We start from the raw sequence: 25,731 nt of genomic DNA on the forward strand, positions 1-25,731 counted from the left end.
TACCGGCCAACGCAGTCACTACGGTCCGGCCCCCCGGCGCCGCACCGCCCTCCACCACCCGCTCAGCCACCCTGAACCACCACCTTCCGCGTCGCCGCCGACTGCACCAGCCGCCCCAGCCCGAGCAGCACCACCGCCCACGCGGCCTGGAAGCCCAGCGCCCCCGCCGTCCCCGCGGCCCCCTCGACGCCCCCGCCCCCACCCCCGCCGAGCAGCACGTCCACCGGCACCTGGAGCATCGCCGCCCAGGGCAGGGCGCGTACGAACTCCCCGAAGCCGCCCGGGAACACGGTCAGCGGCAGCAGCATCCCGGAGAAGAAGACGGTGACGACCGTGGCCATCAGGTTGATCCCGGCGCCGTCCATCAGCCAGAAGGCCGCCAGCCCCAGCAAGTAGCGCAGCGCGAAGCTCACCACCAGCCCGAGGAACACCGAAACCATGAAGAGCAGCCAGCGCAGCGGGGCGGTGGGCAGCGCCAGTTGGAAGGCGAGCCCGCCGATCACCAGCGGCACTACGCCGCGGCCCAGGAGTTGAAACGCCGCCCGGCCCAGGTCACCCGCGAGCCACCACGCCTGGAGATCGGCCGGACGGTACAGGTCGACGGCGATGTCACCCGTACGGACGCGCTCTTGGAACTCCTCCTGGAACCCGCCGCCGATCAGCGCCCCGGCGGCGAGCAGCGCCTGACTGACCCACATGAACGTGAGGGCCTCGGACTGGTCGTAGCCGCCGAGCCCGGGCCGCTCGTCCCAGAGCGCGATGTACGTGTAGGCCAGGATGAAGCCGAACACGGTGTTGGTGAACACCCCGGCCGCAGTGGCCGTCCCGTAGGTGGCGTACCTGCGAAACCCCCCGGCGGCGACCGCCCCGTAGAGCCCGGCTCGCCCGGCCATCGGCTGGCGCACCCCATCCCCTCCGTTTCCCGAATCGTTGCTGCGTCGTTCCGTTGCTGCGTCGTTCCTACGTCGGCCAAAGCGCGCGAGCTTAGTGCGGAGGGGCGATCCACGCGAACGAATTACGCCCGTCCGGAGCGGAACCGGCGGCCATCGGGTAGACAGCATGAGGTACAGATGTGGATATTTCGTACGGCGCCGAGGAGTCCCGGAGATGAGCGACCCGTCACCACCGCCCGGCTGGACGCCTCGCGATCCCGACACCCCCGACGGGCAGCAGGCCACCGGCGCCGGCGCGGCCCCGCACCCCGGAGCACCACCCACGGCCAAGGACGCGAAGAAGGCGAACAAGACGGAGAAACAACAGGCGAAGGCGGCCAAGAAGGCCAAGCGCAAGCGCACCGGCTGGCGCCGCCTCCTCCCGACCTGGCGCATGCTCCTGGGCGCCTTCCTCCTACTCGCCCTCCTCATCGGCGGCGCCCTCGTGGCCGGCTACCTGCTGGTCCACATCCCGCCCGCCAACGCGGCCGCCACGGCGCAGTCCAACGTCTACCTCTACACCGACGGCACCCAGCTCGCCCGCGACGGCGAGGTCAACCGCGTCAACGTGCCGCTCTCCCAGATCCCCCGGACCGTCCAGGAAGCCGTACTCGCCGCCGAGGACCGCGACTTCCACTCCGAACGGGCGGTGGACCCCGCGGCGATGCTGCGCGCCGCCTGGAACACCGCGACCGGCAAGGGCACCCAGTCCGGATCGACCATCACCCAGCAGTACGTCAAGAACTACTACCTGGGCCAGGAACAGACGATCAAGCGGAAGGTGAAGGAGTTCTTCATCGCGATCAAGCTCGGTCGTGAGAAGTCGAAGAACTACATCCTCGAGGGGTACCTGAACACCAGCTACTTCGGCCGCAACGCCTACGGCATCCAGGCCGCGTCCCAGGCCTATTACGGCAAGGACGTCGGCAAACTCAACCCCGCCGAGGGCGCCTACCTCGCCACCCTCCTCAACTCCCCCAGCGCCTTCGACGTCGTCGCCCACCCCCAGGGCCGCGGCCGCGCCCTCGCCCGCTGGAACTACGTACTCGACGGCATGGTCAAAAAGGGCTGGATGACGCCCGCCGAACGCGCCGCCACCCAGTTCCCCGAGCCCGGCAAGGTCCGCCCGGCCGCCGGCCTCTCCGGACAGCGCGGCTACCTCGTCGAGGCCATCAAGGACTACATCGCCGAGAACAAGATCCTCGACGACAAGACCCTCGCCGAGGGCGGCTACCGCATCACCACCACCATCGACAAGACCCGCCAGACCGCCATGGTCGACGCCGTCAACGACAAGATGGTCAGCAAGCTCGACCCCGCGAATCGCAAGGCCGACCGCGTCGTCCGCACCGGAGCCGTCTCCATCGACCCGGCCACCGGCAAGGTCGTCGCCATGTACGGCGGCATCGACTACACCAAGCAGTACGTCAACAACGCCACCCGGCACGACTACCAAGTGGCCTCCACCTTCAAGCCGTTCGTCTTCGCCTCCGCCGTACAGAACGGCTCGCGCACCCAGGACGGCCGCACGATCACCCCGTACACGATCTACAACGGCGACAACAAGCGGCCCGTCGTCGGCAGCCGCATCCCCTACAACCCCGAGAACGAGGGACAGCTCAGCTACGGCAACATCACCGTCAACACCGCCACCGACCTCTCCGTCAACTCCGTCTTCGCCCAGATGGTCGTCGACGTCGGCACCGACAAGGTCAAGCAGACCGCCATCGCCCTCGGCATCCCCGAGAACACCCCGAACTTCGACCCGGGGCCGGCCATGGCGCTGGGCACCATGCAGGCCAGCGTCCTGGACATGACCCAGGCCTACGCGACCCTGGCCGACCACGGCCGCCGCACCCCGTACACCTTCGTGGAGAAGATCACCAAGGAGGGGGACACCGTCCCGCTCCCGGCGCGCGACCCCGCCCAGGCCGTCAGCCGCGAAGCCGCCGACACCACCACGTCCATGCTGGTCAGCGTCGTGGACAACGGCACCGGCACGGCCGCCCTGGCCGCCGGCCACCCGGCCGCCGGCAAGACGGGGACCGGCGAACTGGACCGCTCGGCCTGGTTCGCGGCGTACACCCCGGACCTGGTCACGGTCGTCTCGATGATGGGCCAGGACCCGGACACCGGCGCCCTGGAATCCCTCTACGGAGCCCTGGGCGAGGCCCGCATCGGAGGCGGCGGCTACCCGGCCCGGATCTGGGCCCAGTACACGAAGACGGCCCTGACCGACAGCGACCCCGTCGACTTCGACCTGGAACTCATGCCGGGCGCCAACCAGCCCCCGCCGCCCCCGCCCGTGAACCCGGACCCGACCCCCTCCCAGGAGGAAACCCCGGGCGACCGCCCCTCGAACCGGCCGGGCCGCCCGACGCGGACTCCGTCGACGGGCGGACAGACGAACGGAGGCCAGACGGACGGAGGCCAGACGAACGGCGGGCAGACGAACGGAGGCCAGACAAACGGAGGCCAGAACACGGGAGGCCAAACCACCGGCGGTCAGACCACGGGAGGCCAAACCACCGGCGGTCAGACCACGGGCGGCCAGACCGACGGCGGCCAGAACACCGGCGGCCAGACCGACGGCGGCGCCACGACCGGCACCACGACGGGCACCCAGGGCGGCACCACCGAAGGCCTGCGCCCACCGGCGGACCTCCTGGAGTAACCCAGTGAGCCGGTGACTCAGTGACCGGAGGTCGCCTTCAGCCCGACGACGGCGGCCAGCAGCAGACAGATGAAGAAGATTCGGGCGGCGGTGACGGGCTCCCCCATGGCGACCATCCCGACCACCGCCGCACCGGCCGCACCGATGCCGACCCACACGCCGTACGCCGTACCGATCGGCAGGGTCTTGACCGCGATCGACAGCAGCACCATGCTCGCCACGATGCCGGCGCCCGTGAACACGCTTGGCCAGAACCGGGTGAATCCCTCGGTGAACTTCATGCCGATCGACCAAGCGACTTCGATCAGACCGGCGACGATGAGCAGAACCCAGGCCATGACAGGCACCTCCGGAACGAGAGCGGAACGGGGTGCGTCGTCTTGTCATGCAGCCACTGGCCACTGGCCAAGGGCGACCCGGTACGGCGCGTCTCGTCGGGGGTTCCTCCCTACCGTAGCAAAACCGAACGAAAAGGGCCGGTGACGATGGTCACCGGCCCTTTCCTCACTCTGCTCGGGGGCTACTCGGGGGCTAGAGGTAGAGCCCCGTGGAGTCCTCGGACCCCTCCAGCCGCTCGGCGGCCACGGCGTGCAGGTCCCGCTCCCGCATCAGCAGGTACGTCGCCCCGCGCACCTCCACCTCGGCCCGCTCCTCGGGGTCGTACAGCACCCGGTCCCCCGGCTCGACCGTCCGTACGTTCTGCCCGACCGCGACCACCTCGGCCCAGGCCAGCCGCTTGCCGACCGCGGCCGTCGCCGGGATCAGGATGCCGCCGCCCGAGCGGCGCTCACCCTCCGGCGAATCGGATTTCACGAGCACGCGGTCGTGCAGCATGCGGATGGGCAGCTTGTCGTGGGTAGTGGTGTTCTCGCTCACGGCCCGAACCTACCCGCCCACACCCGCCCCGCACCCCGCAGGGTCATCAGTGCTTGCGGCGCGCCGACATCACCAGCAGGCCCACGACGCCGGCCGCGAGCAGCGCGACCGGCACGATCCGCTCGACGCGCGGGGCGCCGTCCTCGTGGCACAGCCCGTCGCGGGCGTCGGTGACGAGGCGGTTCACCGTCGCCACCGCACGGCCGACGACGTGGTCGACGTTGCTGACCACCTTCGCCTTGGCGTCCCCGACGATCGTCTTGGGGTGCATGCGCACCCCGATCTCGTCGAGCGCCTCGGCGAGCTGCTCGCGGCGGCGGACGATGTCCGCCTCGATCTGTGCGGGGGTCCTGGCTTCCGGCACCGCGCTGCCTCCGTCGTCGTGGTCGGTCCCTCGGCGGGTGTAGCCCACCATGAACAGTCTGTCAGCAGCTTAGTCTCGACACCGTACCGATCCCCTCTTGAGGAGACTGTTGAGATGAGCGAGCGACTTGAGCCGGGCGACATCGCCCCCGCCTTCACCCTGCCCGACGCGGACGGCAACGAGATCTCGCTCGCCGACCACAAGGGCCGCAAGGTGATCGTGTACTTCTACCCGACCGCCCTGACGCCGGGCTGCACCAAGCAGGCCTGCGACTTCACGGACAACCTGGCCGTCCTGGCCACGGCGGGCTACGACGTCATCGGCGTCTCCCCGGACAAGCCGGAGAAGCTGGCGAAGTTCCGCGAGCAGGAGCACCTGAAGGTCACCCTGGTCAGCGACCCGGAGAAGGAGACCCTGACGGCGTACGGCGCGTACGGCGAGAAGAAGCTGTACGGCAAGACCGTCACCGGAGTCATCCGCTCCACGGTGATCGTCGACGAGGAGGGCAAGGTCGAACGCGCCCTCTACAACGTCAAGGCCACGGGCCACGTAGCCAAGATCATCAAGGACCTGGGCATCTGAGTCCTCGGTCCCGACGAAGCGGCCCGCGCCTGAAAAGGTGCGGGCCGCTCGCCTTATCGGACGAAATTCCCCGTAACCGTCCGTCTATCGGTCCGTTACTCCGTACGAGGCTGCGAACGAACGGCCGAAGAACGGAGGGGGCGGAATGCCGATCAGCCCGTACACGAGGGAACGGCTCGCCGAGGCGGCGAAAGGCTCACGGACACTGTCCGAGGCGCTGAAGAGGCTGGGGGTGGACCCGAAGAGCGGATCACGGCGGTACCTGCTCGACCGCATGCGGAAGCTCGGGGTGGACGTCTCGCACTTCGAACGGGAGGGGGAGAAATGGACGAGGGAGATCCTGGCCGAAGCCGTCGCGGCCTCGACCATCATGTGCGAGGTCTTGCGGCGCCTCGGCCTTGAGGTCGTTGGCGGGCACCACACTCACATCAGCCGCAAGGTGAAGGCCTTTGGCATAGACACGTCGCACTTCAGGCTGCCGTCCCCTGTCGGACTCCCCAAGCCCCGCCGGACCCCGGAGTCGATCCTCGTCGTGCAGGACGGTCCCCATGCCCGCAGGGTCCAGAGTGAGCAACTCAAGGGCGCGCTCTCGGCGCTGGGTGTGCCCGATCGGTGCGAGTCGTGCGGCAACGAGCCCATGTGGAAGGGGTATCCGCTACCGCTGGAGGTCGACCACATCAACGGCGACTGGCGGGACAACCGGCCGGAGAACCTGAGGCTGCTGTGCCCCAACTGCCACTCCACCACGGACACGTATCGGGGCCGGGCAAAGGGGCGCCGATGAGTATCGGCAACCGCTACACGCAGGAGGTCCTGGCCGAGGCTGCAGCGGTGTGCGCAGACATCGACGAGGTCATAGCCCACCTCGGCACCAGGCCGTACTCTCAACTCGGTCGGTACCTCATGCGGTGCTTCCGCAAGTACGGCATCGACACCACGCACTTCAAGAGTCGACGCCGGAGCTACGAGTGGCGCACAAAGCCCGACAGCGCCACCTTGCGTGAGGCTGTCGCGTCCTCGCATTCACTCGCCGGCACCCTGCGCTGTCTGGGCAGGACGCCATCCGGCAGCCTGAACGAGGCTCTCAAGGTATGGATTCGCGAGGACGGACTGTCGACGGCGCACTTCCTCGGCCAGGCGCACCAACGCGGCAAGCCCGGTCGCGTGACCCGGCGCACGGCTGAGGAAGTCCTGGTCAAGCACGAAGGAACGCAACGCACCCGCACTCTTGTCCTCCGACGAGCCCTTCGGGAGGTCGGCGTCCCGGAGTGCTGCTCCATGTGCGGAACAACCCCCGACTGGCTCGGGCGTCCCATGACTCTGGAGATCGACCACATCAGCGGTGACTGGCGCGACGACCGTCAAGAGAACCTGCGCCTGCTGTGCCCCAACTGCCACGCGGTGACGGACACCTGGTGTCGAGGAGGACGGCGTAGTCGTAAATCGCGGGTGCGTCAGCCACATGCGTGACATGCGCAGTAGAGTGTTCCTGGCTTGCGCCCGTACGCGACCTGGTTAGCGGTGGTCTTTAGGTGGCCACGTATGTCGGTTCGAATCCGACCGGGCGTACCAGGACACGGCCGGGGCCGCCGAGATCGGGGGACCCGGCCGCACCTCGTCAGCCCAACAACTCCCGCACCACCGGCACCAAGGCCCTGAACGCCTGCCCCCGGTGGGAGATGGCGTTCTTTTCCGTCGGGGTGAGTTCCGCGCAAGTGCGGGACTCGCCCAGGGGCTGGAGGATCGGGTCGTAGCCGAAGCCGCCCGTGCCCGACGGGGTGTGGCGGAGGGTGCCCAGGAGGCGGCCTTCGACGACGCGTTCCGTGCCGTCCGGGAGGGCGAGGGCGGCTGCGCAGAAGAAGTGGGCGCCGCGGTGTTCGTCGTCGATGTCGCCGAGTTGGGACAACAGGAGCTCCAGGTTCGCCTTGTCGTCGCCGTGGGCGCCGGCCCAGCGGGCCGAGAAGATGCCCGGGGCCCCGTTCAGGACGTCCACGCAGAGGCCCGAGTCGTCGGCGACCGCCGGCAGGCCCGTCGCCTGGGCCAGGGCGTGGGCCTTCAGGAGGGCGTTCTCGGCGAAGGTGACGCCGGTTTCCTTGACGTCCGGGATCTCCGGGTACGCGTCCGCGCCGACCAGCTCGTGCGGCAGGCCGGCGGCGGACAGGATGGCGCGGAGTTCGGTGACCTTGCCCGCGTTGCGCGTGGCGAGGATCAGGCGGCTGGGAGAGCTGGCGGAGGGAGTCGTCGGCGTCGTCGTCGAGGTCATGACGTCATTATCCCGGGCCTGGCTCGGGCCCCGGCCGGGGTCAGCCCGGGGTGCAGACCTTCGAGATTTCCTTCGCCGCGTCCGCGACCGGGGTGACGTCGGGGGTCGTGGTGCCGCTCTCGATGGAGGTGCGGACGTTCTGGACGGCCGTGTTCATCGAGGCAATGGCCTTGCTCAGGTCGGCGTTGTCCGTCTGGTCGCCGACCTTCTTGAGGTTCTCCTCGATCGCGTTGAGCGCGTTCTGGGCGTCCTGCGGGCTGTTGCCGGCCTGCGAGACGGCCTGCTGGAGGTCGTTGGCGCCGTCCGTGATGGCGACCGCCGTGCTCGCGCAGTCCATCGCCGTCGAGATGGCGTCGCAGGAGGTGATCGCGGGTATGGCGAGCGCTGCCGTCAGGGCAACGGCTGCCAGGCGGTACTTCGGCTTCACTTCGGCCCCCAGGAGGATGGTGTGGATCCGGTTACAGATACGTGGACGGGCGCACGGCTTCGACGCCGTGCACCCGTACGACGAGAGACGCGCGGACGGGCCGCGCGGTTGCCGCAGCTCGCGCTAGAGCGTGAGCTCCAGGGCGCCGAGCTGGAGGGCCTCCAGGTCGGCGCAGCCGCCGGAGGCCAGGTCGAGGAGGGCGTTGAGTTCCTTGCGGTCGAAGGGCTCGCCCTCGGCGGTGCCCTGGACCTCGACGAAGCGGCCGTCGCCGGTGCAGACCACGTTCATGTCGGTCTCGGCGCGCACGTCTTCCTCGTAGCAGAGGTCGAGGAGCGGCACGCCGTCGACGATGCCGACGCTGACGGCGGCGACGGTGCCGGTCAGGGGCTTGCGGCCGGCCTTGATGAGCTTCTTGCCCTGGCCCCAGGAGATGGCGTCGGCCAGGGCCACGTAGGCGCCGGTGATGGCCGCGGTGCGGGTGCCGCCGTCGGCCTGGAGGACGTCGCAGTCCAGGACGATGGTGTTCTCGCCGAGGGCCTTGTAGTCGATGACGGCGCGCAGCGAGCGGCCGATCAGGCGGGAGATCTCGTGGGTGCGGCCGCCGATCTTGCCGCGTACGGATTCGCGGTCGCCGCGGGTGTTCGTGGCGCGGGGCAGCATCGAGTACTCGGAGGTGACCCAGCCTTCGCCGCTGCCCTTGCGCCAGCGCGGGACGCCTTCGCTGAAGGAGGCGGTGCAGAAGACCTTGGTGTCTCCGAAGGAGACGAGGACGGAGCCCTCTGCGTGCTTGCTCCATCCGCGTTCGATGGTGACCGGGCGGAGCTGTTCGGGCGTGCGGCCGTCGATACGAGACATGGCACCGAGCCTATCCGGTGCGGGGGGACGAGAAGACCCCGTCCGGGTGCGTCCGGTCGGGGTCCTGTCGTACGTACGGGTGCGCGTGCGGGTACCCGTAGGGGTGCGGGTACGGGCGCGTGTGCGAGCCGGTGGGCTCAGCTCACATCATGTCTTCGATCTCGCCGGCGATCGGGTCGGCGTCGGTGCCGATGACGACCTGGATCGCGGTGCCCATCTTGACGACGCCGTGGGCGCCGGCGGCCTTCAGCGCGGCCTCGTCGACGAGGTCCGGGTTGACGACCTCGGTGCGCAGGCGGGTGATGCAGCCCTCGACCTCTTCGATGTTCTCGATGCCGCCGAGCCCGGCGACGATCTTCTCAGCCTTGGTGGCCATGTGTTTCTCCCTGAGTTCTACGAAGAACGAGTCCGACTGACATCCGGCGCCCGGCGTCTCTGCTCGCCTGCCGCCCGACCGACCGACCAACCAGGGCGGTCCGCTTCGTCACGGTAGCCCACGTTTGGCCCAGTTACGCGGGCACATGCCCGGTATCTGCCGAATGATGATGATCAGCACCAACCTGCCCTCAGGGCGGGTGAAATGCGACCGCAACACAAGTGGTCTACACCAGTGTGCCGCAAGTGTCGCGACTGCCAAAAACGGGCCGGTCAGGGAGGACGCGGATGAGCGCGAGCAGCGCCGCAGCAGTGCCACAGCAGAAGTGGTGGAACGGCTTGTTCCAAGGGCTGCAGAAGATGGGCCGGAGCCTGCAGCTGCCGATCGCCGTGCTGCCGGCGGCCGGCATCCTGAACCGGCTGGGCCAGGACGACGTGTTCGGCAAGGACGGCCTGGGCTGGACGAACGTCGCCAAGGTCATGGCCTCCGCGGGCGGCGCCCTGCTCAACGCGGACCTCGGCCTGCCGCTGCTCTTCTGCATCGGCGTCGCGATCGGCATGGCCAAGAAGGCGGACGGCTCGACCGCGCTCGCGGCGGTGGTCGGCTTCCTCGTCTACCGCAGCGTGCTGCGCGCCTTCCCCAAGGCCTGCCCGGAGGGGACCACGGACGTCGGGGGCGGCTGCCTGGGGGCCGACCAGACCCTCGCCGAGTACACGTTCCAGAACCCGGGGGTGTTCGGCGGCATCATCATGGGGCTGCTGGCCGCCTGGTTCTGGCAGCGCTACCACCGGGTCAAGCTGGTGGACTGGCTGGGCTTCTTCAACGGCCGCCGCCTGGTCCCGATCATCATGACGTTCGTGGCGATCGCGTTCGCCGTGCTGTGCCTGTGGATCTGGCCGCCGATCGGCAACGCGCTGGAGAGCTTCTCGGACTGGCTGGTGGGTCTGGGCTCGGTGGGCGCCGGCATCTTCGGCATCGCGAACCGCGCGCTGCTGGTGATCGGCCTGCACCAGTTCCTGAACGTGCCGGTGTGGTTCCAGTTCGGCAGTTACACCAAGCCGGACGGGCAGACGGTCCACGGTGACATCCCGATGTTCCTGGCGGGAGACCCGAACGCCGGCCAGTTCCTCACCGGCTTCTTCCCCATCATGATGTTCGCCCTGCCCGCGGCGGCGCTGGCGATCACGCACTGCGCGAAGCCGGCCCGGCGCAAGGAGGTCGGCGGTCTGATGCTGTCGGTCGGCCTGACCTCGTTCGTCACCGGCATCACGGAGCCGCTGGAGTACTCGTTCCTCTTCCTGGCGCCGGCCCTGTACGCGGTCCACGCCGTGCTCACGGGTGTGTCGATGGCGGTGACCTGGGCGTTCGGGGTCAAGGACGGCTTCAGCTTCTCGGCGGGTCTGATCGACTACGTCATCAACTGGAGCCTGGCGACTAAGCCCTGGCTGATCATTCCGATCGGCCTCTGCTTCGCGGTCGTCTACTACGGCATCTTCCGCTTCGCGATCACCAAGTGGGACATCAAGACGCCCGGCCGGGAGTCGGACGAGGAGATCGCGGTGATGCAGGCGGAGAACACCAAGGCGTAAAGCCGCAGGTCGCGGGTCCGCCAGGGGGCTAGGCGAACGCCCCTCGGACACTCTGCCGAACGCACCGCCGCGGGGCGCCGGAAGTCCCGCTCGCACCACCCGACAGCACACGAGGCCTTCGGACCCACAGGGTCCGAAGGCCTTTGTCATGTATGTCCGAGTGTGTCCTCCACCACGAAAATGACGGGTTCCTTACGCCGACCTCACCGTGCTACAACTGGTCTACACCACTGAGTGGTGTAGACCACGTGGGCCTTTCGGCCCTGGGGTCCCCCGTTCCGAGACTCTGCCAATCCCCTGTTTTCCACGCCTTGGCAGAGCCTTGTCCACTGGAGGAAGACCATGTCCACAGCCACCGCTGCGGAAAAGAAGAAGGGCGCTGGCGTGATGGCCGTCATGCAGCGCATCGGCCGGAGCCTCATGCTCCCCGTTGCGGTGCTGCCCGCCGGCGCGCTCCTGCTCCGCCTGGGTGCGGACGACATGCTCGGCGACAAGGACGTCTTCCCGACGTTCATCCTCAAGATCGCCGGGTACATGGCCGCCGGTGGTGGCGCGATCCTCGACAACATGGCGCTGCTGTTCGCCGTCGGCATCGCGATCGGCTTCGCCAAGAAGTCGGACGGTTCGACCGCCCTCGCGGCCGTCACCGGTTACCTGGTCTTCCAGAAGGTGCTCGCCACCTTCACGGACGGCAACCTGCCGCAGAAGGCCACGGTCGTCGGCGACAAGATCGTCATGGTGGACGCCCCGGTCAACGCCGGTGTCCTCGGCGGTGTCGTGATGGGCATCATCGCGGCCCTGCTCTACCAGAAGTTCTACCGGACCAAGCTGCCGGACTGGGCGGGCTTCTTCGGCGGCCGCCGCCTCGTCCCGATCCTCTCGGCCCTCGCGGGTCTGGTCACCGGTATCGTCTTCGGTCTCATCTGGCCGGTCCTCGGCTCGGGTCTGCACGGCCTCGGTGAGTGGCTGACCGGCTCCGGCGCCGTCGGCGCGGGCATCTTCGGTGTCGCCAACCGCGCGCTGATCCCGATCGGCATGCACCACCTCCTGAACTCCTTCCCGTGGTTCCAGGCCGGCTCCTTCGACACCCCGACGGGCGCGGTCCACGGTGACATCGGCCGCTTCCTCGCCGGTGACCCGACCGCCGGACAGTTCATGACCGGCTTCTTCCCGATCATGATGTTCGCCCTCCCGGCCGCCTGCCTCGCGATCGTCCACTGCGCGCGCCCCGAGCGCCGCAAGGTCGTCGGCGGCATGATGTTCTCGCTCGCGCTCACCTCCTTCGTGACCGGTGTGACCGAGCCCATCGAGTTCACCTTCATGTTTATCGCCCCGGTCCTCTACGCGATCCACGCGGTCCTGACCGGTGTCTCCATGGCGCTGACCTGGGCCCTGGGCATGCGTGACGGCTTCGGCTTCTCCGCCGGCCTGGTGGACTTCGTCCTGAACCTCGGCATCGCCGACAACCCGTGGGGCCTGGCCGGCATCGGCCTCTGCTTCGCGGTCGTCTACTACTTCGTCTTCCGCTTCGCCATCACCAAGTGGAACCTGCCGACGCCGGGCCGCGAGTCCGACGAGGAGCTCGCCGAGCTGCTCAAGGCCGAGGCCAAGTAAGTAGGTCCGTACCGCCCGTAGGTACGCAGGAAGCCCCCGCTCTCCCGGAAGGGAGGGCGGGGGCTTTCGCGTGTCCAGGGGCCCGTCAGGCCGGTCAGACCTCGTACACCGCGCCCGTGTACGCCAGCTCCACCGGGCCGTCGTAGACCGCGCGGGCGTCAGCCAGGTTGCGTTCGGCGTCCGTCCACGGCGGGATGTGGGTCAGGACGAGCCGGCCGGCGCGGCCGGCCGCGGCGAACTCTCCCGCCTCGCGTCCGTTGAGGTGGAGGTCCGGGATGTCCTCCTTGCCGTGCGTGAAGGAGGCCTCGCACAGGAACAGGTCGGTGTCCTCGGCGAGCAGGCCCAGCTCGGGGCAGACGCCGGTGTCGCCGGAGTACGTCAGCGAGCGGCCGCCGTGCTCGACGCGGATCCCGTAGGACTCGACCGGGTGGCAGACCTTCTCGGTACGGACCTGGAACGGGCCGATCTCGAAGGTGCCGGACTTCAGGGTCCGGAAGTCGAAGACCTCGCTCATGGAACGCTCGTCGGGGACGTCCTCGTAGGCGGTGGACAGCCGCTTCTCGGTGCCCTCGGGGCCGTAGACGGGGATGGTGCCGCAGCGACCGCCCTCGTGGCGGTAGAAGCGGGCGACGAAGTACGCGCACATGTCGATGCAGTGATCGGCGTGCAGGTGGCTGAGGAAGATCGCGTCGAGATCGTAGAGCCCGATGTGCCGCTGGAGCTCGCCGAGGGAGCCGTTGCCCATGTCGAGGAGCAGCCGGAAGCCGTCGGCCTCGACGAGGTAGCTCGAACAGGCCGATTCCGCGGACGGGAACGAGCCCGAACAGCCGACGACGGTGAGCTTCATGGAGCGTGAACCTCCGTGGACGGTCCGTGGACGGAATGCGGGCCGTGCGTGGGTCGAGCGTAAGGCGCGAAACGTCCGGTCGCTCCTCCGCGGCAGGCCGTTGTGGGGCGAATCACCTGCGCTGTCACCCGGGGGAGCGACGGGGTGGACTCGCGTTGCCGTTCGGCGTGCTGCTGCCGTGCCGGGGGCGCCGGGCAGGGCTACGGTCGGAGTATGGACACGTCGTGGTGGCCGGCGGTCGCCGCGGTGGTGGTCGTGATCCTGCTGGTGCTCCTCCCCCGGCGGCCGCGGCGGGTGGGGCGGGCCGCGGATCCGCCGCACGGACCGGGACCGCTGCCGCGGCCGGAGGCCGGTGAGCTGTGGTCCCTGGAGGACGGGCGGCCCGTCCTGGTGCTGGGCGTACGGGGGCACCGGGCGCGGATCGCGCGGATCACCGGGAAGTACGACGACCGGCGGGCCGGGGTGATCCCGCTGCCGCCGGGGGTGGTGGGGGCGCGGGGCGCGTTCCTGGAGGCGGACCGGGTGGTGGAGGTGTCGGTATGGGAGTTCGCGAGGGCGCGGCGGCTGGGGGTGGTGGATCCGGCGGTGTGGGACGAGGTGAAGGGGCTCGGGGGGCTCGGGGGACCCGGGTCGTCCGGCTGAAGCGGGTCTACGATCCCCCGGAGCCGGAGCTGGACGGGGTCCGGGTGCTCGTGGACCGGCTGTGGCCGCGGGGGCTGTCGAAGGAGGCGGCGGGGGTCAGGGGGCACCTCCCAGCGGTAGCTGGGGGAGAGTGGGCGAAGGCGGTTGCCCCGTCGGGGGAGCTGCGGAAGTGGTTCCACGGGGGTGGGTCGGTGGCGGAGTTCCGGGAGCGGTACGCGGTGGAGCTTCGCTCGGAGGAGGCGGGGGCGGAGCTTTCGCGGCTGCGGGCCGTGGCCGCGGGCGGGCCGGTCACCTTGCTGACCGCCGTCAAGGATCCGGAGGCGAGCCACGTGGGGGTGCTGGCCGCGCTGCTGCAGTCCCCTTCTTGACGCGCCGCTCGCGCGGCGGGCCCTGGCGGGCCTTGCCGGCTTCGCGCCGCTGCGCCGGGCACCTTCCTGATGCACCCCTCCCACCGCTCAGCGCTGGCGCGCTTCCCGGGCTTCGCGCGCTGCGCCTGACTCCGTCCGGCGGTGGCCGGTCGGGGTGCTCGCCACCGCCGTCCCGGCGTGGCTCCGGTGGGCGGGTGCGTCTGGGTCGGCCCTGCGGGGCGAAGTCCCCGCTGCGACCTTTGCCGCTGCGCGGGGCGGAGTTCCCCTACCCGCCCTTCCACCGTTCCCCGGGCCGGCCCGGACCCGCGCCTCAAACGCCGGCGGGGCTGGAGATGCCCCCGGGCTCTGCCCGGACCCGGTCCTCGAACGCCGGACGGGCTGGGAAGGGGTACCGGGCTGCGCCCGGACCCCCTGGGGCTCCGCCCCAGACCCCGCGCCTCAAACGCCGGCGGGGCTGGAATGCCCTGCGGGCGATCCGGCCCCGACCGGGCGAAATGCAGCCCCTCCGGCGTTTGAGGAGCGGGGCCCGGGGGCCGGCCCCCGGGGCGGCCGGGCTGGAAGCGTGTCGTCTCCGCCGCCGGGGGCTACGCCCAGAGTTGGCCCTGGAGGACTTCGATGGCTTCTTCCGTGGTGGCCGCCGTGTAGACGCCCGTCGAGAGATACTTCCAGCCGCCGTCGGCCACGACGAAGACGATGTCGGCCTGCTCGCCGGCCGCCACGGCCTTGCGGCCGACGCCGATCGCCGCGTGCAGGGCCGCGCCCGTGGAGACGCCCGCGAAGATGCCCTCCTGCTGGAGGAGCTCCCGGGTGCGGGTGACCGCGTCCGCCGAGCCCACCGAGAAGCGGGTCGTCAGGACCGACGCGTCGTACAGCTCGGGGACGAAGCCCTCGTCGAGGTTGCGCAGCCCGTAGACGAGGTCGTCGTAGCGCGGTTCCGCCGCGACGATCTTGACGCCCGGGACGTGCTCGCGCAGGTAGCGGCCCACGCCCATGAGGGTTCCGGTGGTGCCGAGGCCCGCCACGAAGTGGGTGATCGAGGGGAGGTCCGTGAGGATCTCCGGGCCGGTCGTGGCGTAGTGGGCGCCCGCGTTGTCGGGGTTGCCGTACTGGTAGAGCATCACCCAGGAGGGGTTCTGCGCCGCCAGTTCCTTCGCGACGCGGACGGCCGTGTTCGAGCCGCCCGCCGCCGGCGAAGGGATGATCTCGGCTCCCCACATGGCCAGCAGGTCGCGCCGCTCCTGAGAGGTGTTCTCCGGCATGACGCACACGATCTTGTAGCCCTTGAGCTTCGCGGCCATCGCGAGGGAGATGCCCGTGTTGCCCGAGGTGGGCTCCAGGATCGTGCAGCCGGGGTACAGCCGGCCGTCCTTCTCGGCCTGCTCGACCATGTGGAGCGCGGGGCGGTCCTTGATCGAGCCGGTCGGGTTGCGGTCCTCCAGCTTCGCCCAGATGCGGACGTCGTCCGAGGGCGAGAGCCGGGGCAGGCGTACCAGCGGCGTGTTGCCGACCGCGGCCAGGGGGGAGTCGTAGCGCATTACTTCGATCCGCCGGCTACGGCCGGGAGGATGGTGACGTTGTCGCCGTCCTTGAGCGCGGTGGAGATGCCGTCGAGGAAGCGGACGTCCTCGTCGTTGAGGTAGACGTTGACGAAGCGGCGCAGTTCGCCGCCCTTGGCCTCGTCGATGATGCGCTCCTGGATGCCCTTGTGGCGGGTCTCCAGGTCGGTGAAGAGGTCGGCCAGCGTGGCGCCCTCACCCGTGACGGCCTTCTCGCCGTTGGTGTAGGTGCGGAGGATGGTGGGGATGCGGACCTCGATGGCCATGGCAGGCTCCAGTCAGGATGGTGAAGGGAAGCGGGCGAAGCGAAGCGGAGCAGGCGTGGGCCGCCGCGGCCCGCGAGGGGCCGCCGGGGGCTCAGGCGGCAGTACAGATGGCGCTGGCGAGGCGGCACAGGTCGACGTGCAGCCGCGCCACAAGCAGCAGCCTGCCGGGCGTCTCGATGCTCACGTCGTGGGAAACCATGCGGTCATGTTAACGATTCCCGGTCCCTGGTTTGGAGTGTGATCCCGCATCGTGGACGGATATCGCTCACATACTGAGAAGTAACCCTCTGTCGGTGCCTCAGTAGGCCGCTACGACCTGCACTTCTTCCTCCGTGATCACGCCTTCGACGATCCGGTACGACCGGAACTGGAAGTCCCCCAGGCCGTCCTTGTCGGCGGTGGAGACCAGCACGTAGTGGGCGCCGGGCTCGTTCGCGTACGTGACGTCCGTGCGCGAGGGGTAGGCCTCGGTCGCGGTGTGCGAGTGGTAGACGACGACGGGGTCCTCGTCCCGGTCGTCCAGCTCGCGGTAGAGCTTGAGCAGGTCCTTCGAGTCGAACTCGTAGAACGTGGGCGAGCGGGCCGCGTTCAGCATCGGTACGAACCGCTCCGGGCGGTCCGTGCCCGCCGGGCCGGCCACCACGCCGCAGGCCTCGTCGGGGTGGTCCTGACGGGCGTGCGCGACGATCTGGTCGTGGAGAGCCTGGGTGATGGTCAGCATGAGCGACAGGATAAGCAGACGGGCCCTCCCGTACCGAGGAGTGGTACGGGAGGGCCCGGATGTTGGACACGGGCCCCTGCGTGCAGGGGCTCGCGGTCGCTAGGAGGCCTTGGTGAAGGCGGCGCCGCGCGGGTCGCGGGACTTCATCACCAGGTAGCAGACGCCCAGGAGCAGGCCCCACAGGGGCGCGCAGTAGAGCGAGACCCGGGCGTCCTTGTCGACGCCCATCATCACGATGACCATGCCGATGAAGGCCAGGGCGAAGTAGCTCGTGTACGGGGCGCCGGGGGCGCGGAAGGGGGACCTGGGGAGGTCGCCGCGGTCGGAGGCGGCGCGGTAGCGGATCTGGCAGACCAGGATCATGATCCAGGCCCACATGCCGGAGATGGTGGCGAAGGAGACGACGTAGTCGAAGGCCTTGCCGGGGGCGACGTAGTTGATCCAGACGCCGACCAGCATCAGGGACGCCGAGAAGGTGGTGCCGATCAGCGGCGTGCCGCTCTTGGTGAGCCTGGTGAAGAACTTCGGGCCCTGGCCGTTGAGGGCGAGGTCGCGCAGCATGCGGCCGGTGGAGTACATGCCCGAGTTGCAGGAGGACAGGGCCGCGGTCAGGACGACGAAGTTGACGATCGCGGCGCCGACGCCGAGGCCCATCTTCTCGAAGGCGGCGACGAAGGGGCTGACGCCGGGCTGGAACTCGTGCCACGGGACGACCGACAGGATCATGATGAGCGCGCCGACGTAGAAGACGGCGATGCGCCACGGCACGGTGTTGATGGCCTTGGGCAGGGTCTTCTCGGGGTCCTTGGACTCGCCGGCGGTGACGCCGACCAGTTCGACGGCGAGGAAGGCGAACATCACGATCTGCAGGGTCATCAGCGTGCCGCCGAGGCCCTTGGGGAAGAAGCCGCCGTCGTTCCAGAGGTTGGAGACGGTGGCGGTGTCCGCGGCGTCGGAGAAGCCGATGGTGAGGATGCCGGCGCAGATCAGGATCATGCCGACGATGGCGGTGACCTTGACCATGGAGAACCAGAACTCCAGCTCGCCGAAGAGCTTCACGGAGATCAGGTTGGCGCCGTAGAGGATGACGGTGAAGATCAGCGCGTAGGCCCATTGCGGGAAGCTGTCATGGGTCCAGTACGACATGTACTGCGCCGCGGCGGTGACTTCGGTGATGCCGGTGACCACCCAGAAGAGCCAGTAGGTCCAGCCGGTCACGTATCCCCAGAAGGGGCCGAGGAATTCCCGGGCGTAGTCCGAGAAGGAGCCGGACACCGGGCGGTACATGAGCAGTTCGCCCAGGGCCCGCATGATGAAGAAGATGACCAGGCCCGCGATGGCGTAGGCCAGGATCAGGCTGGGGCCGGCTTTGGAGATGGCCTTGCCGGCGCCCAGGAAGAGGCCGGTGCCGATGGCTCCGCCGATCGCGATCATCTGGATCTGGCGGGCTCCGAGTGCGCGGTGGTAGCCGTCGCCCTCGCCTGTGTCGTGCTGCTGCTCGTCGACCTGTACGGAGGTCATGTCTTGGTGCGCCTTTCTCCACGCCGACCCGCGCCATGACTGGCTGCGGATCGGGTCCTCGATCCCCCCGGATACGGATGGAGTTGCACGCCGGCGGTCAGCCGGTTCAAGCAGGCCGGGGGGCATGGGTGGCGCCCCGTCGGCGTCGTGAAGATTTATCACGTGCTTACCGGTGCATGAGGGCGGAAAATGTGACGCAGGGCATAAAAAAATCAGGACAGAGGTCCTGAAATGGATCAGATCACCACATCGTGGTGATCTGATCGTTATCCGGATTTGAGCGTCCGCTGAGCGAACGGCCGACCCGCTTGAGGATCTTCAGAGGGTTCCGGAGAGCACCCCTCAGAGGGTCCCGGCGAGCGTCTCGACGAGGGTCTCCTGGAGACCGCCGAGCCAGAGGTACGCCATCACCATCGGCTTGCGCGGATCGTCGTCCGGCAGCCGGAACAGCACGGCGCTCTCGTCGTCCTCCGTGATGTCGAGGCGGGCCGCGATGGTGAGCCGCAGGTCGTTCAGGGCGCCCAGCCAGCGCAGCCGCAGCTCCCCGTCGACCTCCAGGACGGCCGCGCCGTCGCCCGCCGGGCTCAGCCCGTCCAGGCTCTGTACGACGGCCAGCGCGTCCTCCCGCTTGCGGGTGCGCAGGTCGTTCTCGGTGAAGCGGCGGAACTCGGCCGAGTGGGCCCGCAGCTCCTCCGCGTCGGCGCCGGGCGCGGTCTCCGGGCCGCCGTAGGCGTCGGGGAAGAGCCGGGCCAGGGCCGGGTCGGTGGGGGGCTCGGTGGGGCCGTCGGAGGCGGCGAAGAGCGCGGCCAGCGGGTCGGCGTCCGGATCGGGCTCCGGCTCGCCGGGGCCGATGAGCTCCAGCAGCTGCACGGCCAGGGAGCGCAGGATCGAGATCTCGATCTCGTCCAGCGCGATGGCGGCGCCGCCGGCCTTCAGGGGCTCGAACACGCCGCCCATCAGTTGCGGTCCTGGGACATGGTCGCCCAGAGGCCGTAGCCGTGCATGGCCTGCACGTCCCGTTCCATCTCCTCACGGCTGCCGCTGGAGACGACCGCCCGACCCTTGTGGTGGACGTCCATCATCAGCTTGTTCGCCTTGTCCTTGGAGTAGCCGAAGTAGGCCTGGAACACGTACGTCACGTAGCTCATGAGGTTGACCGGGTCGTTGTGCACCAGGGTCACCCACGGGACGTCGGGTTCGGGGACCGCGAAGGTCTCTTCGGCCGATTCGGTGCGTTCGATCTCAATGGGAGCAACACTCACTTGTCCCATGCTGCCACTGACGGGGGCCCGTCGCACAAACGGGGCCCCACATCTCGTCAGTTTGACGAGATGTGCGCTAGCATCCGTCGCATGAACCCTGCGGACCTGGGCCTGCCGGTGGACGTGCCGTCGACAGCGCTCTTCACGGACCATTACGAGCTCACGATGTTGCAGGCCGCGCTGGCCAACGGCACGGCCGACCGCCGCTCGGTCTTCGAGGTGTTCACCCGGCGGCTCCCCGAAGGGCGCCGCTACGGGGTGATCGCGGGGACCGGCCGGGTGCTCGACGCGGTGGAGAACTTCCGCTTCGACGGCGCCGTACTGGAGTTCCTGCGCGAGCGCAGCGTCATCGACGCCCGCACTCTCGACTGGCTCGCCTCGTACCGCTTCTCCGGCGACATCTGGGGCTACCCGGAGGGCGAGGTCTACTTCCCCGGCTCGCCGGTCCTGCGCGTCGAGGGCAGCTTCGCCGAGTGCGTGCTGCTGGAGACCGTGATCCTGTCGATCCTCAACCACGACTCCGCGATCGCCGCGGCCGCCTCCCGGATGGCCACGGCCGCGGGCGGACGGCCGCTGGTCGAGATGGGCGCCCGGCGCACGCACGAACTGGCGGCCGTCGCCTCGGCGCGCGCCGCGTACGTCGGCGGTTTCACCTCGACCTCGGACCTGGCGGCCGGCTTCCGGTACGGGATCCCGACGGTCGGCACCAGCGCGCACGCCTTCACCCTGCTGCACGACAGCGAGCGGGACGCCTTCACCGCCCAGGTCGCCTCGCTGGGCAGCGGCACCACGCTGCTGGTGGACACCTACGACGTGGCGGAGGCGGTCCGCACCGCCGTGGAGGTCGCCGGGACGGGCCTCGGCGCCGTCCGGATCGACTCCGGGGACCTGCTGCTGGTCGCGCACCGGGTGCGGCAGCAGCTCGACGAGCTGGGAGCCACGCAGACCAAGATCGTGGTGACCTCGGACCTGGACGAGTACGCGATCGCCTCGCTGGCGGCCGCTCCGGTGGACGCGTACGGCGTCGGCACCCAGCTGGTGACGGGCAGCGGGCACCCGACGTGCTCGATGGTCTACAAGCTGGTGGCGCGGGCCGCGTCGGGCGATCCGAAGGCGCCGCTGGTGCCGGTCGCGAAGAAGTCCTCGGGCGGCAAGACCTCCATCGGGGGGCGCAAGTGGGCGGCCCGGCGGACCGACTCCGAGGGGGTCGCGGAGGCGGAGGTCCTCGGGACCGGGCCGGTGCCGGCCGCGCTGGCCGACACGCAGCTCCTGGTCCAGCTGGTCAAGGCGGGTGAGGTGGTGGCCCGCGAGTCCCTGGAGGCGGCCCGCGACCGCCACCGCGAGGCCCTGGCGGGGCTGCCGCTCTCGGCGACGCAGCTCTCACGCGGCGAAGCCGTGATCCCGACCGAGTACGCGTAGCGCCGGGAGCCGGGCGGGGCCGCGAAGCCCGGCGCGGCCGGGGCCCCTGGGGCTCCGCCCCGGACCCCGCGCCTCAAACGCCGGCGGGGCTGGATTTTGGCTCGCGTCAGCCTGCACGTGCGCCTGCGGGGTCTGGGGCGCAGCCCCAGTTTCGGGAAGGGGCGGGGTGGGGGAAGAGCCCCCGCAGGGTCCCCGCCCACCACACACCAAGCCGAAGGGCACCGGACATGCACCGCGCACTGATCGTCGTCGACGTACAGAACGACTTCTGCGAGGGCGGCAGCCTCGCGGTCACCGGCGGAGCCGACATCGCCGCCGCCATCACCGAGCTCATCGGCCAGGCCACCGCCGGCTACCGGCACGTCGTCGCCACCCGCGACCACCACATCGACCCCGGGTCCCACTTCGCGCACCCCCCGGCCCGGCCGGACTACGAGACCTCCTGGCCGGTGCACTGCGTCGCCGGGACCGAGGGCGTGGGCTTCCACCCGAACTTCGCACCCGCCATCGCCTCGGGGGCCGTGGCCGCCGTGTTCGACAAGGGGGCGTACGAAGCGGCGTACAGCGGCTTCGAGGGCGCGGACGAGAACGGCCGCGGGCTCACGGAGTGGCTCCGCGACCGGCAGGTCACCGAGGTCGACGTGGTCGGCATCGCCACCGACCACTGCGTCAAGGCCACCGCCCTGGACGCGGCCCGCGCGGGGTTCCGTACGCACGTGCTGCTGGACCTCACGGCCGGGGTGGCCGCGCACACCACGACCCGCGCTCTGGCCGAGCTCCGGGAAGCCGGGGTGGAGCTGAGCGGGACCCCGGTGGTGGCCGGCTGACACCGGGCACCGGGGGGGCCGCCCGCAGGACGCCTGCGCGGCTCCTGCGGGCTACTGGGGGCTACTGGGGCTACTGGGGCTCCTGCGGACGGCTCAGCCCCGCCCGCTCACCCCAGCAGGGCCCTGATCGGGTGCCACAGCTCCGTCGCCCGGTCCGGCGCGCAGCGCCAGAGCAGGCCGTCGGGGTGGTGCAGGACGGCCGTGATCTCGTCCGGGGTGGGCGGCTGGGCGTTGCCGCGCAGGTAGACGGCGCGCAGTCCGAGGTTCCGCAGCCTGGTCAGGGCGCGGGCCCGGTTCACCGCGTGCACCAGCACGCGGACGTTTCCACCGTCGGCGCCGCCTTCGATGCCGCCTTCGATGCCGCCCTCGACGGCACCTTCCACGGACGGTCTGGGCAGCGTGAGCGCGACGACCACGCTGCCGCCTGGCAATCGGACGAAACCTCCACCGGGCATGTCTTCATCTCCCCCGTCAATAAGAAACTCAGCCCACGCATCTAAACGCGATCGGCCGCCGCCCGCTAGAGGGCGACGGCCGATCATGCTTTGACCTGCGGTTTTACTGAATTACTGAACGGACGGGCCGACCTCGACCGTCATGACGAGACCGTCGTAGGTCTCCTTCACGATCTTGATCTTGGTGTTGGTGTCAGTGACCTTCACCGAGCCGGTCGGGTTCTCGTCGTAGAAGTACTTGCCCTTGTGGTCGTCGAAGACGAGCTGCGCGGGCTTCGGCTTCAGGAAGAGCTCCGAGCCGTTCTTGTGCAGGGTGATCGCGTCCGTCTTGTACGCGCTGAAGGCGGCGTCGTACGGCTGGATCTTGTTGCGCAGCAGGGTGCCGTCCGACCACTTCATCGGCTTGGCGTTGGCGTCGATCGGAAGGATCAGACCGGAGCCGTGGTGCTGGCTGGTGTTGTTGTCCTTCTGGGAGGTGTCCCACTGCCAGATCAGGAGGCCGTCCTGGTAGGCGTAGTGCTCGACCCAGTTCGGCTTGGTGTTGGCGAAGCCGAAGTTGTACGGACCGACCTTGAGGGTCTTGTCGTACGAGACGTAGCGGCGGTTCTCGGCCAGGTAGTACTGGGCGTACTCCTTGGTGAAACCGGCGCCGATGCGGGAGAAGCCCTTGCCGGTCCAGCCGTTGTCGCCGGCCTCGGCACCGTCGGTGAACAGCGTGGCACCGTCCGCCGTGATGCTGAGGGCGTCGCCGGTGAAGCCCTTGCCGCCCGCGCCGCCGTCCGTCTGGTAGCGGAAGCGGAGGTCGACCTTCTTGCCCGCGTAGGCGTTCAGCGAGTAGTTCAGGTTCTTCCAGCTGCCCGAGACGCCGGTGAGCGACGGGCTGTTGGAGGCGTCGACCGGGATGTCCACGCCGTCGGCGGTGCCGGCCAGCGCGGTCCAGGTGGCGCCACCGTCGGTGGAGACCTCGGTGTACAGGAAGTCGTACTCCGCCTCGATGTCCCACCAGCCCTTGAGGGACAGGGCCGCGGAGGACTTGCCGGTCAGGTCGACCGAGCGGGTGAGGGTGTTCTTGAGGTCGTCACCCATGTTGCTCCACCACTGCGAGGAACCCTCGGCGGGAGCGACGATGTCGGTCTTGACCGGCTTCTTCGGCAGCTCGACGAGGAGCGCCTGCTTGTCCTTGGTGTTGTACGCCGAGACCCCCAGCTTGTGGGTGGACTTCGTCGCGGCCTTGGCCACGTCGTAGTTCAGCCAGCCCAGCTGGAACTTGTCCCAGGCGGTCATGTCGCCCGGGAGGTCGCCTATGGAGTCCTTGCCCTCGCCGAGCCAGGAGCCGGCCGACATCAGGGACCAGAAGCCGACCGAGTTCTCGCCGCCACCGGAGGTGTCGTAGAGGTCGGGCAGGCCCAGGTCGTGGCCGTACTCGTGCGCGAAGACGCCGAGGCCGCCGTTCTCGGGCTGCATCGTGTAGTCGCCGACCCAGATGCCGGTGTTGCCGATCTGGGTGCCGCCGGCCTTGTTGTTCGCGGGGCCGTTCTTGCCGGCCTCGGTCCCGTAGGCGTACCAGCGGTGGGCCCACAGGGCGTTGGTGCCCTGCACGCCGCCGCCGGCCGACTCGTCCTCGCCCGCGTGGACGATCTGGAAGTGGTCGATGTAGCCGTCGGACTCGTTGAAGTTGCCGTCGCCGTCGAAGTCGTAGCGGTCCCAGAGGTCGTACTGGGCCATCTGCGCCTTGATCTCGGCGTCGGTCTTGCCGGCCTTCTTCTGGGCCTCGGCCCAGGCGGTCACGCCGTCCTTGACCGTATCCCAGACGTTGGCGCAGTTGGACTGGCCGCAGTAGTTCGAGCCGTAACGGGCCTCGTTGTACGGGACCTTGACCCAGTCGGCGACCTCACCCTCGACCGAGTAACGGCCCGAGGAGGTCTTCTCGTAGTAGGTCTTCAGCGAGTTCTTGCCCTTGCCGGTACCGAAGTACAGGTCCTGGAAGTACGCGCGGTTGAAGTCCTTGCGCCACGCCGTGCTGTTGTTCACCGCACGGTCGGGCTGGGCGATCTGGTTGTGCAGCGGGCCCGGGTTGCCGCCGTACTTGGTCACCGGCGGCTTGGGGCCGGGGCCGTCCGGGTCGAACATGGTGGTGCTGTCCACCTGGTCGCCGAAGTCGACGAGGATCGTGAAGATCTTGTCGGTCTTCTCGCGGCCGAGCTCGACGTACTTCTTGTCGTCGAGCTTGACGACCTTGGAGGCGCCCCGCTGCTCGACGTCCTTCTTGCCGCTCAGCACCTGCTCCAGGGCGGCCTTGCGGGCCTGCTCCTGCTGCTTGCTGTACGGGCCTTCGAGGTTGTGCTTGACCTGCTCCTTGGAAGGAGCGGTCGGGTCCTGGCGTTCCGCGGCAGACACCTTCGCACCCGGGTCTGCCGTGGCCATCGTGAAGGCGGCGCCGGTGGCCGCCGTCGCTGCCAGGGTCACGCCGATTGCGGCGGCGCGCAGCGCTCGTCTTCTGGCCGAGTTGCTGGTCACTTGATGTCGTTCCCCTCCCGCGGCCGCGAAGGTGGTGCGGAACTTCTCCGTAGGAGTGGGGGGTTCCGTGCGGCGCGCGTCTCAAGTGACGACATTTGACCGGAGAGTCGCAAGAAAAGACAGACCTTGACTTGTTCCTTACAACTGCACTATGCGGTCACCGAGTTCCGCTATTCGGACGTTCCGCGGCCATAAGGGACGAACGGCACTTCCGGCCCCCCGACGGACCCCACCGGACCCCACCGGCCCCCGTCGCCCCCATCCGCCCCTCCCCGCCCCCGGGCCCCGGGGATGCCCCCCGTGCGCCCCCTGTGCTCCGCTGCTTCCCGTCGCATGAGTGAGGTCACGCTTACCGACAGTTCCGCTCGGGCATCCACCGTCGTAGAGTCACTCGGCGCCAGACCTGGTCCGAGCCGACTCCCCCTCCCGCTTCGAGGACGGAAATCGCCATGCCGCGTCCGACTGCCGCACAGCTCGCCTACGGGTCCGCCACCGTCATCGTGTCGACGATCGCCATGCTGCTGCTCTCGCAGACGAGTACGGGACTCGGCGTCGCGGTCATCGCCGCCGCCGCCCTCGCCCTCGGGCTCCTCGTCGCACTCACCGTCCCGCTCCCGCGCCGGCGCGGGCGACACGCGGCGACCCGTACGAGGACCACCTCACCGGTGCCCGACACGGTGCCGCAGGACGTGGCGGCGGGCACCTCGACCCCTGCCGCGGCCTCGGTCGAACACCCCGTGCACCACTGACCGGACACCACCGGCCCGGTCCCGCGCCC

Annotated in this window: 29 protein-coding genes and 1 tRNA gene; 12 read left to right on the plus strand and 18 right to left on the minus strand. The window is 69.5% G+C overall.

Features of this window, described 5'->3' with window-relative positions; all coding sequences use genetic code 11:
- Positions 1-62: 62 nt before the first annotated feature.
- A complete protein-coding gene (locus MTF69_RS23215; protein ID WP_243337447.1) occupies positions 63-893 on the minus strand; it encodes an ABC-2 family transporter protein in 831 nt (276 codons plus the stop codon).
- A 214-nt stretch (positions 894-1,107) separates the two neighbouring features.
- Here MTF69_RS23215 and MTF69_RS23220 point away from each other — a divergent pair, with 214 nt between their 5' ends.
- Complete coding sequence (locus MTF69_RS23220; protein WP_374323598.1) at positions 1,108-3,606, plus strand: transglycosylase domain-containing protein; 2,499 nt, start codon at positions 1,108-1,110, stop codon at positions 3,604-3,606.
- 17 nt (positions 3,607-3,623) lie between these two features.
- Here the strand turns inward: MTF69_RS23220 and MTF69_RS23225 are convergent, their stop codons facing one another.
- From MTF69_RS23225 to MTF69_RS23235, 3 genes are all read right to left on the minus strand, one after another.
- Positions 3,624-3,944, minus strand: coding sequence for a multidrug efflux SMR transporter (locus MTF69_RS23225; RefSeq protein ID WP_243337238.1), 321 nt, complete (start codon positions 3,942-3,944; stop codon positions 3,624-3,626).
- A 193-nt stretch (positions 3,945-4,137) separates the two neighbouring features.
- Positions 4,138-4,482: a co-chaperone GroES gene (locus MTF69_RS23230; protein WP_243337241.1), complete on the minus strand. Its 345-nt coding sequence runs from the start codon at positions 4,480-4,482 to the stop codon at positions 4,138-4,140.
- Between the two features lie 46 nt (positions 4,483-4,528).
- Entirely contained in the window at positions 4,529-4,897 is a 369-nt protein-coding gene (locus tag MTF69_RS23235) for a DUF3618 domain-containing protein (RefSeq protein ID WP_243337243.1), read from the minus strand.
- Positions 4,898-4,960: 63 nt separating this feature from the next.
- On the opposite strand from MTF69_RS23235, the gene bcp reads away from it, so the two are divergent.
- The 4 genes from bcp to MTF69_RS23255 all read left to right on the plus strand — a co-directional run bounded on the left by bcp (position 4,961) and on the right by MTF69_RS23255 (position 7,000).
- The gene (gene bcp, locus MTF69_RS23240) at positions 4,961-5,428 is read left to right on the plus strand and encodes a thioredoxin-dependent thiol peroxidase (protein ID WP_243337246.1); all 468 of its coding nucleotides are present in this window, start codon (positions 4,961-4,963) and stop codon (positions 5,426-5,428) included.
- 145 nt (positions 5,429-5,573) lie between these two features.
- Positions 5,574-6,212 carry an HNH endonuclease signature motif containing protein gene (locus tag MTF69_RS23245; RefSeq protein ID WP_243337248.1) on the plus strand — a complete coding sequence of 213 codons (639 nt, stop codon included), beginning with the start codon at positions 5,574-5,576 and terminating at the stop codon, positions 6,210-6,212.
- On the plus strand, positions 6,209-6,898 hold the full coding sequence (locus tag MTF69_RS23250; RefSeq protein ID WP_243337250.1) for an HNH endonuclease: 690 nt from the start codon (positions 6,209-6,211) through the stop codon (positions 6,896-6,898). Before MTF69_RS23245 ends, MTF69_RS23250 begins: the two co-directional genes overlap by 4 nt.
- A 26-nt stretch (positions 6,899-6,924) precedes the next feature.
- A tRNA-Leu gene (locus tag MTF69_RS23255) sits at positions 6,925-7,000 on the plus strand.
- Between the two features lie 46 nt (positions 7,001-7,046).
- Here MTF69_RS23255 and rdgB read toward each other — a convergent pair.
- The 4 genes from rdgB to MTF69_RS23275 form a co-directional block, all read right to left on the minus strand.
- Positions 7,047-7,691, minus strand: coding sequence for an RdgB/HAM1 family non-canonical purine NTP pyrophosphatase (gene rdgB / locus MTF69_RS23260; RefSeq protein ID WP_243337252.1), 645 nt, complete (start codon positions 7,689-7,691; stop codon positions 7,047-7,049).
- 40 nt (positions 7,692-7,731) lie between these two features.
- Positions 7,732-8,118: a hypothetical protein gene (locus tag MTF69_RS23265; protein ID WP_243337254.1), complete on the minus strand. Its 387-nt coding sequence runs from the start codon at positions 8,116-8,118 to the stop codon at positions 7,732-7,734.
- Between the two features lie 123 nt (positions 8,119-8,241).
- Positions 8,242-8,973: a ribonuclease PH gene (rph, locus tag MTF69_RS23270; RefSeq protein ID WP_243337256.1), complete on the minus strand. Its 732-nt coding sequence runs from the start codon at positions 8,971-8,973 to the stop codon at positions 8,242-8,244.
- Between the two features lie 142 nt (positions 8,974-9,115).
- On the minus strand, positions 9,116-9,439 hold the full coding sequence (locus tag MTF69_RS23275) for a PTS glucose/sucrose transporter subunit IIB (RefSeq protein ID WP_279346121.1): 324 nt from the start codon (positions 9,437-9,439) through the stop codon (positions 9,116-9,118).
- A gap of 197 nt (positions 9,440-9,636) precedes the next feature.
- Here MTF69_RS23275 and MTF69_RS23280 point away from each other — a divergent pair, with 197 nt between their 5' ends.
- Together MTF69_RS23280 and MTF69_RS23285 are read left to right on the plus strand one after the other, a co-directional pair.
- Positions 9,637-10,938 carry a PTS transporter subunit EIIC gene (locus tag MTF69_RS23280; RefSeq protein WP_243337258.1) on the plus strand — a complete coding sequence of 434 codons (1,302 nt, stop codon included), beginning with the start codon at positions 9,637-9,639 and terminating at the stop codon, positions 10,936-10,938.
- 342 nt (positions 10,939-11,280) lie between these two features.
- Positions 11,281-12,552, plus strand: coding sequence for a PTS transporter subunit EIIC (locus MTF69_RS23285; RefSeq protein WP_243337260.1), 1,272 nt, complete (start codon positions 11,281-11,283; stop codon positions 12,550-12,552).
- A 94-nt stretch (positions 12,553-12,646) separates the two neighbouring features.
- Here MTF69_RS23285 and MTF69_RS23290 read toward each other — a convergent pair whose 3' ends face one another.
- The gene (locus MTF69_RS23290) at positions 12,647-13,399 is read right to left on the minus strand and encodes an MBL fold metallo-hydrolase (RefSeq protein WP_243337262.1); all 753 of its coding nucleotides are present in this window, start codon (positions 13,397-13,399) and stop codon (positions 12,647-12,649) included.
- 213 nt (positions 13,400-13,612) lie between these two features.
- On the opposite strand from MTF69_RS23290, the gene MTF69_RS23295 reads away from it, so the two are divergent.
- Both MTF69_RS23295 and MTF69_RS23300 read left to right on the plus strand, forming a co-directional pair.
- Entirely contained in the window at positions 13,613-14,041 is a 429-nt protein-coding gene (locus MTF69_RS23295) for a hypothetical protein (RefSeq protein WP_243337264.1), read from the plus strand.
- Entirely contained in the window at positions 13,987-14,409 is a 423-nt protein-coding gene (locus MTF69_RS23300) for a DUF488 domain-containing protein (RefSeq protein ID WP_243337266.1), read from the plus strand. Before MTF69_RS23295 ends, MTF69_RS23300 begins: the two co-directional genes overlap by 55 nt.
- Before the next feature lie 584 nt (positions 14,410-14,993).
- Here the strand turns inward: MTF69_RS23300 and MTF69_RS23305 are convergent.
- The 7 genes from MTF69_RS23305 to clpS form a co-directional block, all read right to left on the minus strand.
- Positions 14,994-15,944 (minus strand): PLP-dependent cysteine synthase family protein, encoded by a 951-nt coding sequence (locus MTF69_RS23305; protein WP_243337268.1) that lies wholly within the window; start codon positions 15,942-15,944, stop codon positions 14,994-14,996.
- Positions 15,944-16,231, minus strand: coding sequence for a MoaD/ThiS family protein (locus MTF69_RS23310; protein ID WP_243337269.1), 288 nt, complete (start codon positions 16,229-16,231; stop codon positions 15,944-15,946). The genes MTF69_RS23305 and MTF69_RS23310 overlap by 1 nt, the downstream gene beginning before the upstream one ends.
- Positions 16,232-16,322: 91 nt before the next feature.
- Positions 16,323-16,430, minus strand: coding sequence for a putative leader peptide (locus tag MTF69_RS43780; protein ID WP_323182362.1), 108 nt, complete (start codon positions 16,428-16,430; stop codon positions 16,323-16,325).
- A 99-nt stretch (positions 16,431-16,529) separates the two neighbouring features.
- On the minus strand, positions 16,530-16,952 hold the full coding sequence (locus MTF69_RS23315; protein ID WP_243337271.1) for a Mov34/MPN/PAD-1 family protein: 423 nt from the start codon (positions 16,950-16,952) through the stop codon (positions 16,530-16,532).
- A 99-nt stretch (positions 16,953-17,051) separates the two neighbouring features.
- On the minus strand, positions 17,052-18,473 hold the full coding sequence (locus MTF69_RS23320; protein WP_243337273.1) for an amino acid permease: 1,422 nt from the start codon (positions 18,471-18,473) through the stop codon (positions 17,052-17,054).
- A 342-nt stretch (positions 18,474-18,815) separates the two neighbouring features.
- Positions 18,816-19,430: a DUF2017 domain-containing protein gene (locus tag MTF69_RS23325; protein ID WP_243337275.1), complete on the minus strand. Its 615-nt coding sequence runs from the start codon at positions 19,428-19,430 to the stop codon at positions 18,816-18,818.
- Positions 19,430-19,744, minus strand: coding sequence for an ATP-dependent Clp protease adapter ClpS (clpS, locus tag MTF69_RS23330; protein ID WP_243337276.1), 315 nt, complete (start codon positions 19,742-19,744; stop codon positions 19,430-19,432). The genes MTF69_RS23325 and clpS overlap by 1 nt, the downstream gene beginning before the upstream one ends.
- 81 nt (positions 19,745-19,825) lie before the next feature.
- Here clpS and MTF69_RS23335 point away from each other — a divergent pair, with 81 nt between their 5' ends.
- Positions 19,826-21,154: a nicotinate phosphoribosyltransferase gene (locus MTF69_RS23335; RefSeq protein WP_243337279.1), complete on the plus strand. Its 1,329-nt coding sequence runs from the start codon at positions 19,826-19,828 to the stop codon at positions 21,152-21,154.
- A 227-nt stretch (positions 21,155-21,381) separates the two neighbouring features.
- The gene (locus MTF69_RS23340; protein ID WP_243337281.1) at positions 21,382-21,981 is read left to right on the plus strand and encodes a nicotinamidase; all 600 of its coding nucleotides are present in this window, start codon (positions 21,382-21,384) and stop codon (positions 21,979-21,981) included.
- Between the two features lie 107 nt (positions 21,982-22,088).
- Here the strand turns inward: MTF69_RS23340 and MTF69_RS23345 are convergent, their stop codons facing one another.
- Both MTF69_RS23345 and MTF69_RS23350 read right to left on the minus strand, forming a co-directional pair.
- Positions 22,089-22,436: a hypothetical protein gene (locus tag MTF69_RS23345; RefSeq protein WP_243337282.1), complete on the minus strand. Its 348-nt coding sequence runs from the start codon at positions 22,434-22,436 to the stop codon at positions 22,089-22,091.
- A gap of 111 nt (positions 22,437-22,547) precedes the next feature.
- Entirely contained in the window at positions 22,548-24,953 is a 2,406-nt protein-coding gene (locus tag MTF69_RS23350; RefSeq protein WP_243337284.1) for an immune inhibitor A domain-containing protein, read from the minus strand.
- Between the two features lie 449 nt (positions 24,954-25,402).
- On the opposite strand from MTF69_RS23350, the gene MTF69_RS23355 reads away from it, so the two are divergent.
- Positions 25,403-25,702, plus strand: a complete 300-nt coding sequence (locus MTF69_RS23355) for a hypothetical protein (RefSeq protein ID WP_243337285.1) — start codon at positions 25,403-25,405, stop codon at positions 25,700-25,702.
- Positions 25,703-25,731 lie beyond the last annotated feature (29 nt).

The sequence above is a fragment of the Streptomyces sp. AP-93 genome, assembly GCF_022808175.1.
Classification (GTDB): domain Bacteria; phylum Actinomycetota; class Actinomycetes; order Streptomycetales; family Streptomycetaceae; genus Streptomyces.

Coding starts and splice junctions, on each gene's coding strand:
- MTF69_RS23215 (WP_243337447.1), bottom strand. CDS start 893: ATGGCCGGGCGAGCCGGGCTCTACGGGGCGGTCGCCGCCGGGGGGTTT.
- MTF69_RS23220 (WP_374323598.1), top strand. CDS start 1,108: ATGAGCGACCCGTCACCACCGCCCGGCTGGACGCCTCGCGATCCCGAC.
- MTF69_RS23225 (WP_243337238.1), bottom strand. CDS start 3,944: ATGGCCTGGGTTCTGCTCATCGTCGCCGGTCTGATCGAAGTCGCTTGG.
- MTF69_RS23235 (WP_243337243.1), bottom strand. CDS start 4,897: ATGGTGGGCTACACCCGCCGAGGGACCGACCACGACGACGGAGGCAGC.
- bcp (WP_243337246.1), top strand. CDS start 4,961: ATGAGCGAGCGACTTGAGCCGGGCGACATCGCCCCCGCCTTCACCCTG.
- MTF69_RS23245 (WP_243337248.1), top strand. CDS start 5,574: ATGCCGATCAGCCCGTACACGAGGGAACGGCTCGCCGAGGCGGCGAAA.
- MTF69_RS23250 (WP_243337250.1), top strand. CDS start 6,209: ATGAGTATCGGCAACCGCTACACGCAGGAGGTCCTGGCCGAGGCTGCA.
- rdgB (WP_243337252.1), bottom strand. CDS start 7,691: ATGACCTCGACGACGACGCCGACGACTCCCTCCGCCAGCTCTCCCAGC.
- rph (WP_243337256.1), bottom strand. CDS start 8,973: ATGTCTCGTATCGACGGCCGCACGCCCGAACAGCTCCGCCCGGTCACC.
- MTF69_RS23280 (WP_243337258.1), top strand. CDS start 9,637: ATGAGCGCGAGCAGCGCCGCAGCAGTGCCACAGCAGAAGTGGTGGAAC.
- MTF69_RS23285 (WP_243337260.1), top strand. CDS start 11,281: ATGTCCACAGCCACCGCTGCGGAAAAGAAGAAGGGCGCTGGCGTGATG.
- MTF69_RS23290 (WP_243337262.1), bottom strand. CDS start 13,399: ATGAAGCTCACCGTCGTCGGCTGTTCGGGCTCGTTCCCGTCCGCGGAA.
- MTF69_RS23295 (WP_243337264.1), top strand. CDS start 13,613: ATGGACACGTCGTGGTGGCCGGCGGTCGCCGCGGTGGTGGTCGTGATC.
- MTF69_RS23305 (WP_243337268.1), bottom strand. CDS start 15,944: ATGCGCTACGACTCCCCCCTGGCCGCGGTCGGCAACACGCCGCTGGTA.
- MTF69_RS23310 (WP_243337269.1), bottom strand. CDS start 16,231: ATGGCCATCGAGGTCCGCATCCCCACCATCCTCCGCACCTACACCAAC.
- MTF69_RS43780 (WP_323182362.1), bottom strand. CDS start 16,430: ATGGTTTCCCACGACGTGAGCATCGAGACGCCCGGCAGGCTGCTGCTT.
- MTF69_RS23315 (WP_243337271.1), bottom strand. CDS start 16,952: ATGCTGACCATCACCCAGGCTCTCCACGACCAGATCGTCGCGCACGCC.
- MTF69_RS23320 (WP_243337273.1), bottom strand. CDS start 18,473: ATGACCTCCGTACAGGTCGACGAGCAGCAGCACGACACAGGCGAGGGC.
- MTF69_RS23325 (WP_243337275.1), bottom strand. CDS start 19,430: ATGGGCGGCGTGTTCGAGCCCCTGAAGGCCGGCGGCGCCGCCATCGCG.
- clpS (WP_243337276.1), bottom strand. CDS start 19,744: ATGGGACAAGTGAGTGTTGCTCCCATTGAGATCGAACGCACCGAATCG.
- MTF69_RS23335 (WP_243337279.1), top strand. CDS start 19,826: ATGAACCCTGCGGACCTGGGCCTGCCGGTGGACGTGCCGTCGACAGCG.
- MTF69_RS23340 (WP_243337281.1), top strand. CDS start 21,382: ATGCACCGCGCACTGATCGTCGTCGACGTACAGAACGACTTCTGCGAG.
- MTF69_RS23345 (WP_243337282.1), bottom strand. CDS start 22,436: ATGCCCGGTGGAGGTTTCGTCCGATTGCCAGGCGGCAGCGTGGTCGTC.
- MTF69_RS23355 (WP_243337285.1), top strand. CDS start 25,403: ATGCCGCGTCCGACTGCCGCACAGCTCGCCTACGGGTCCGCCACCGTC.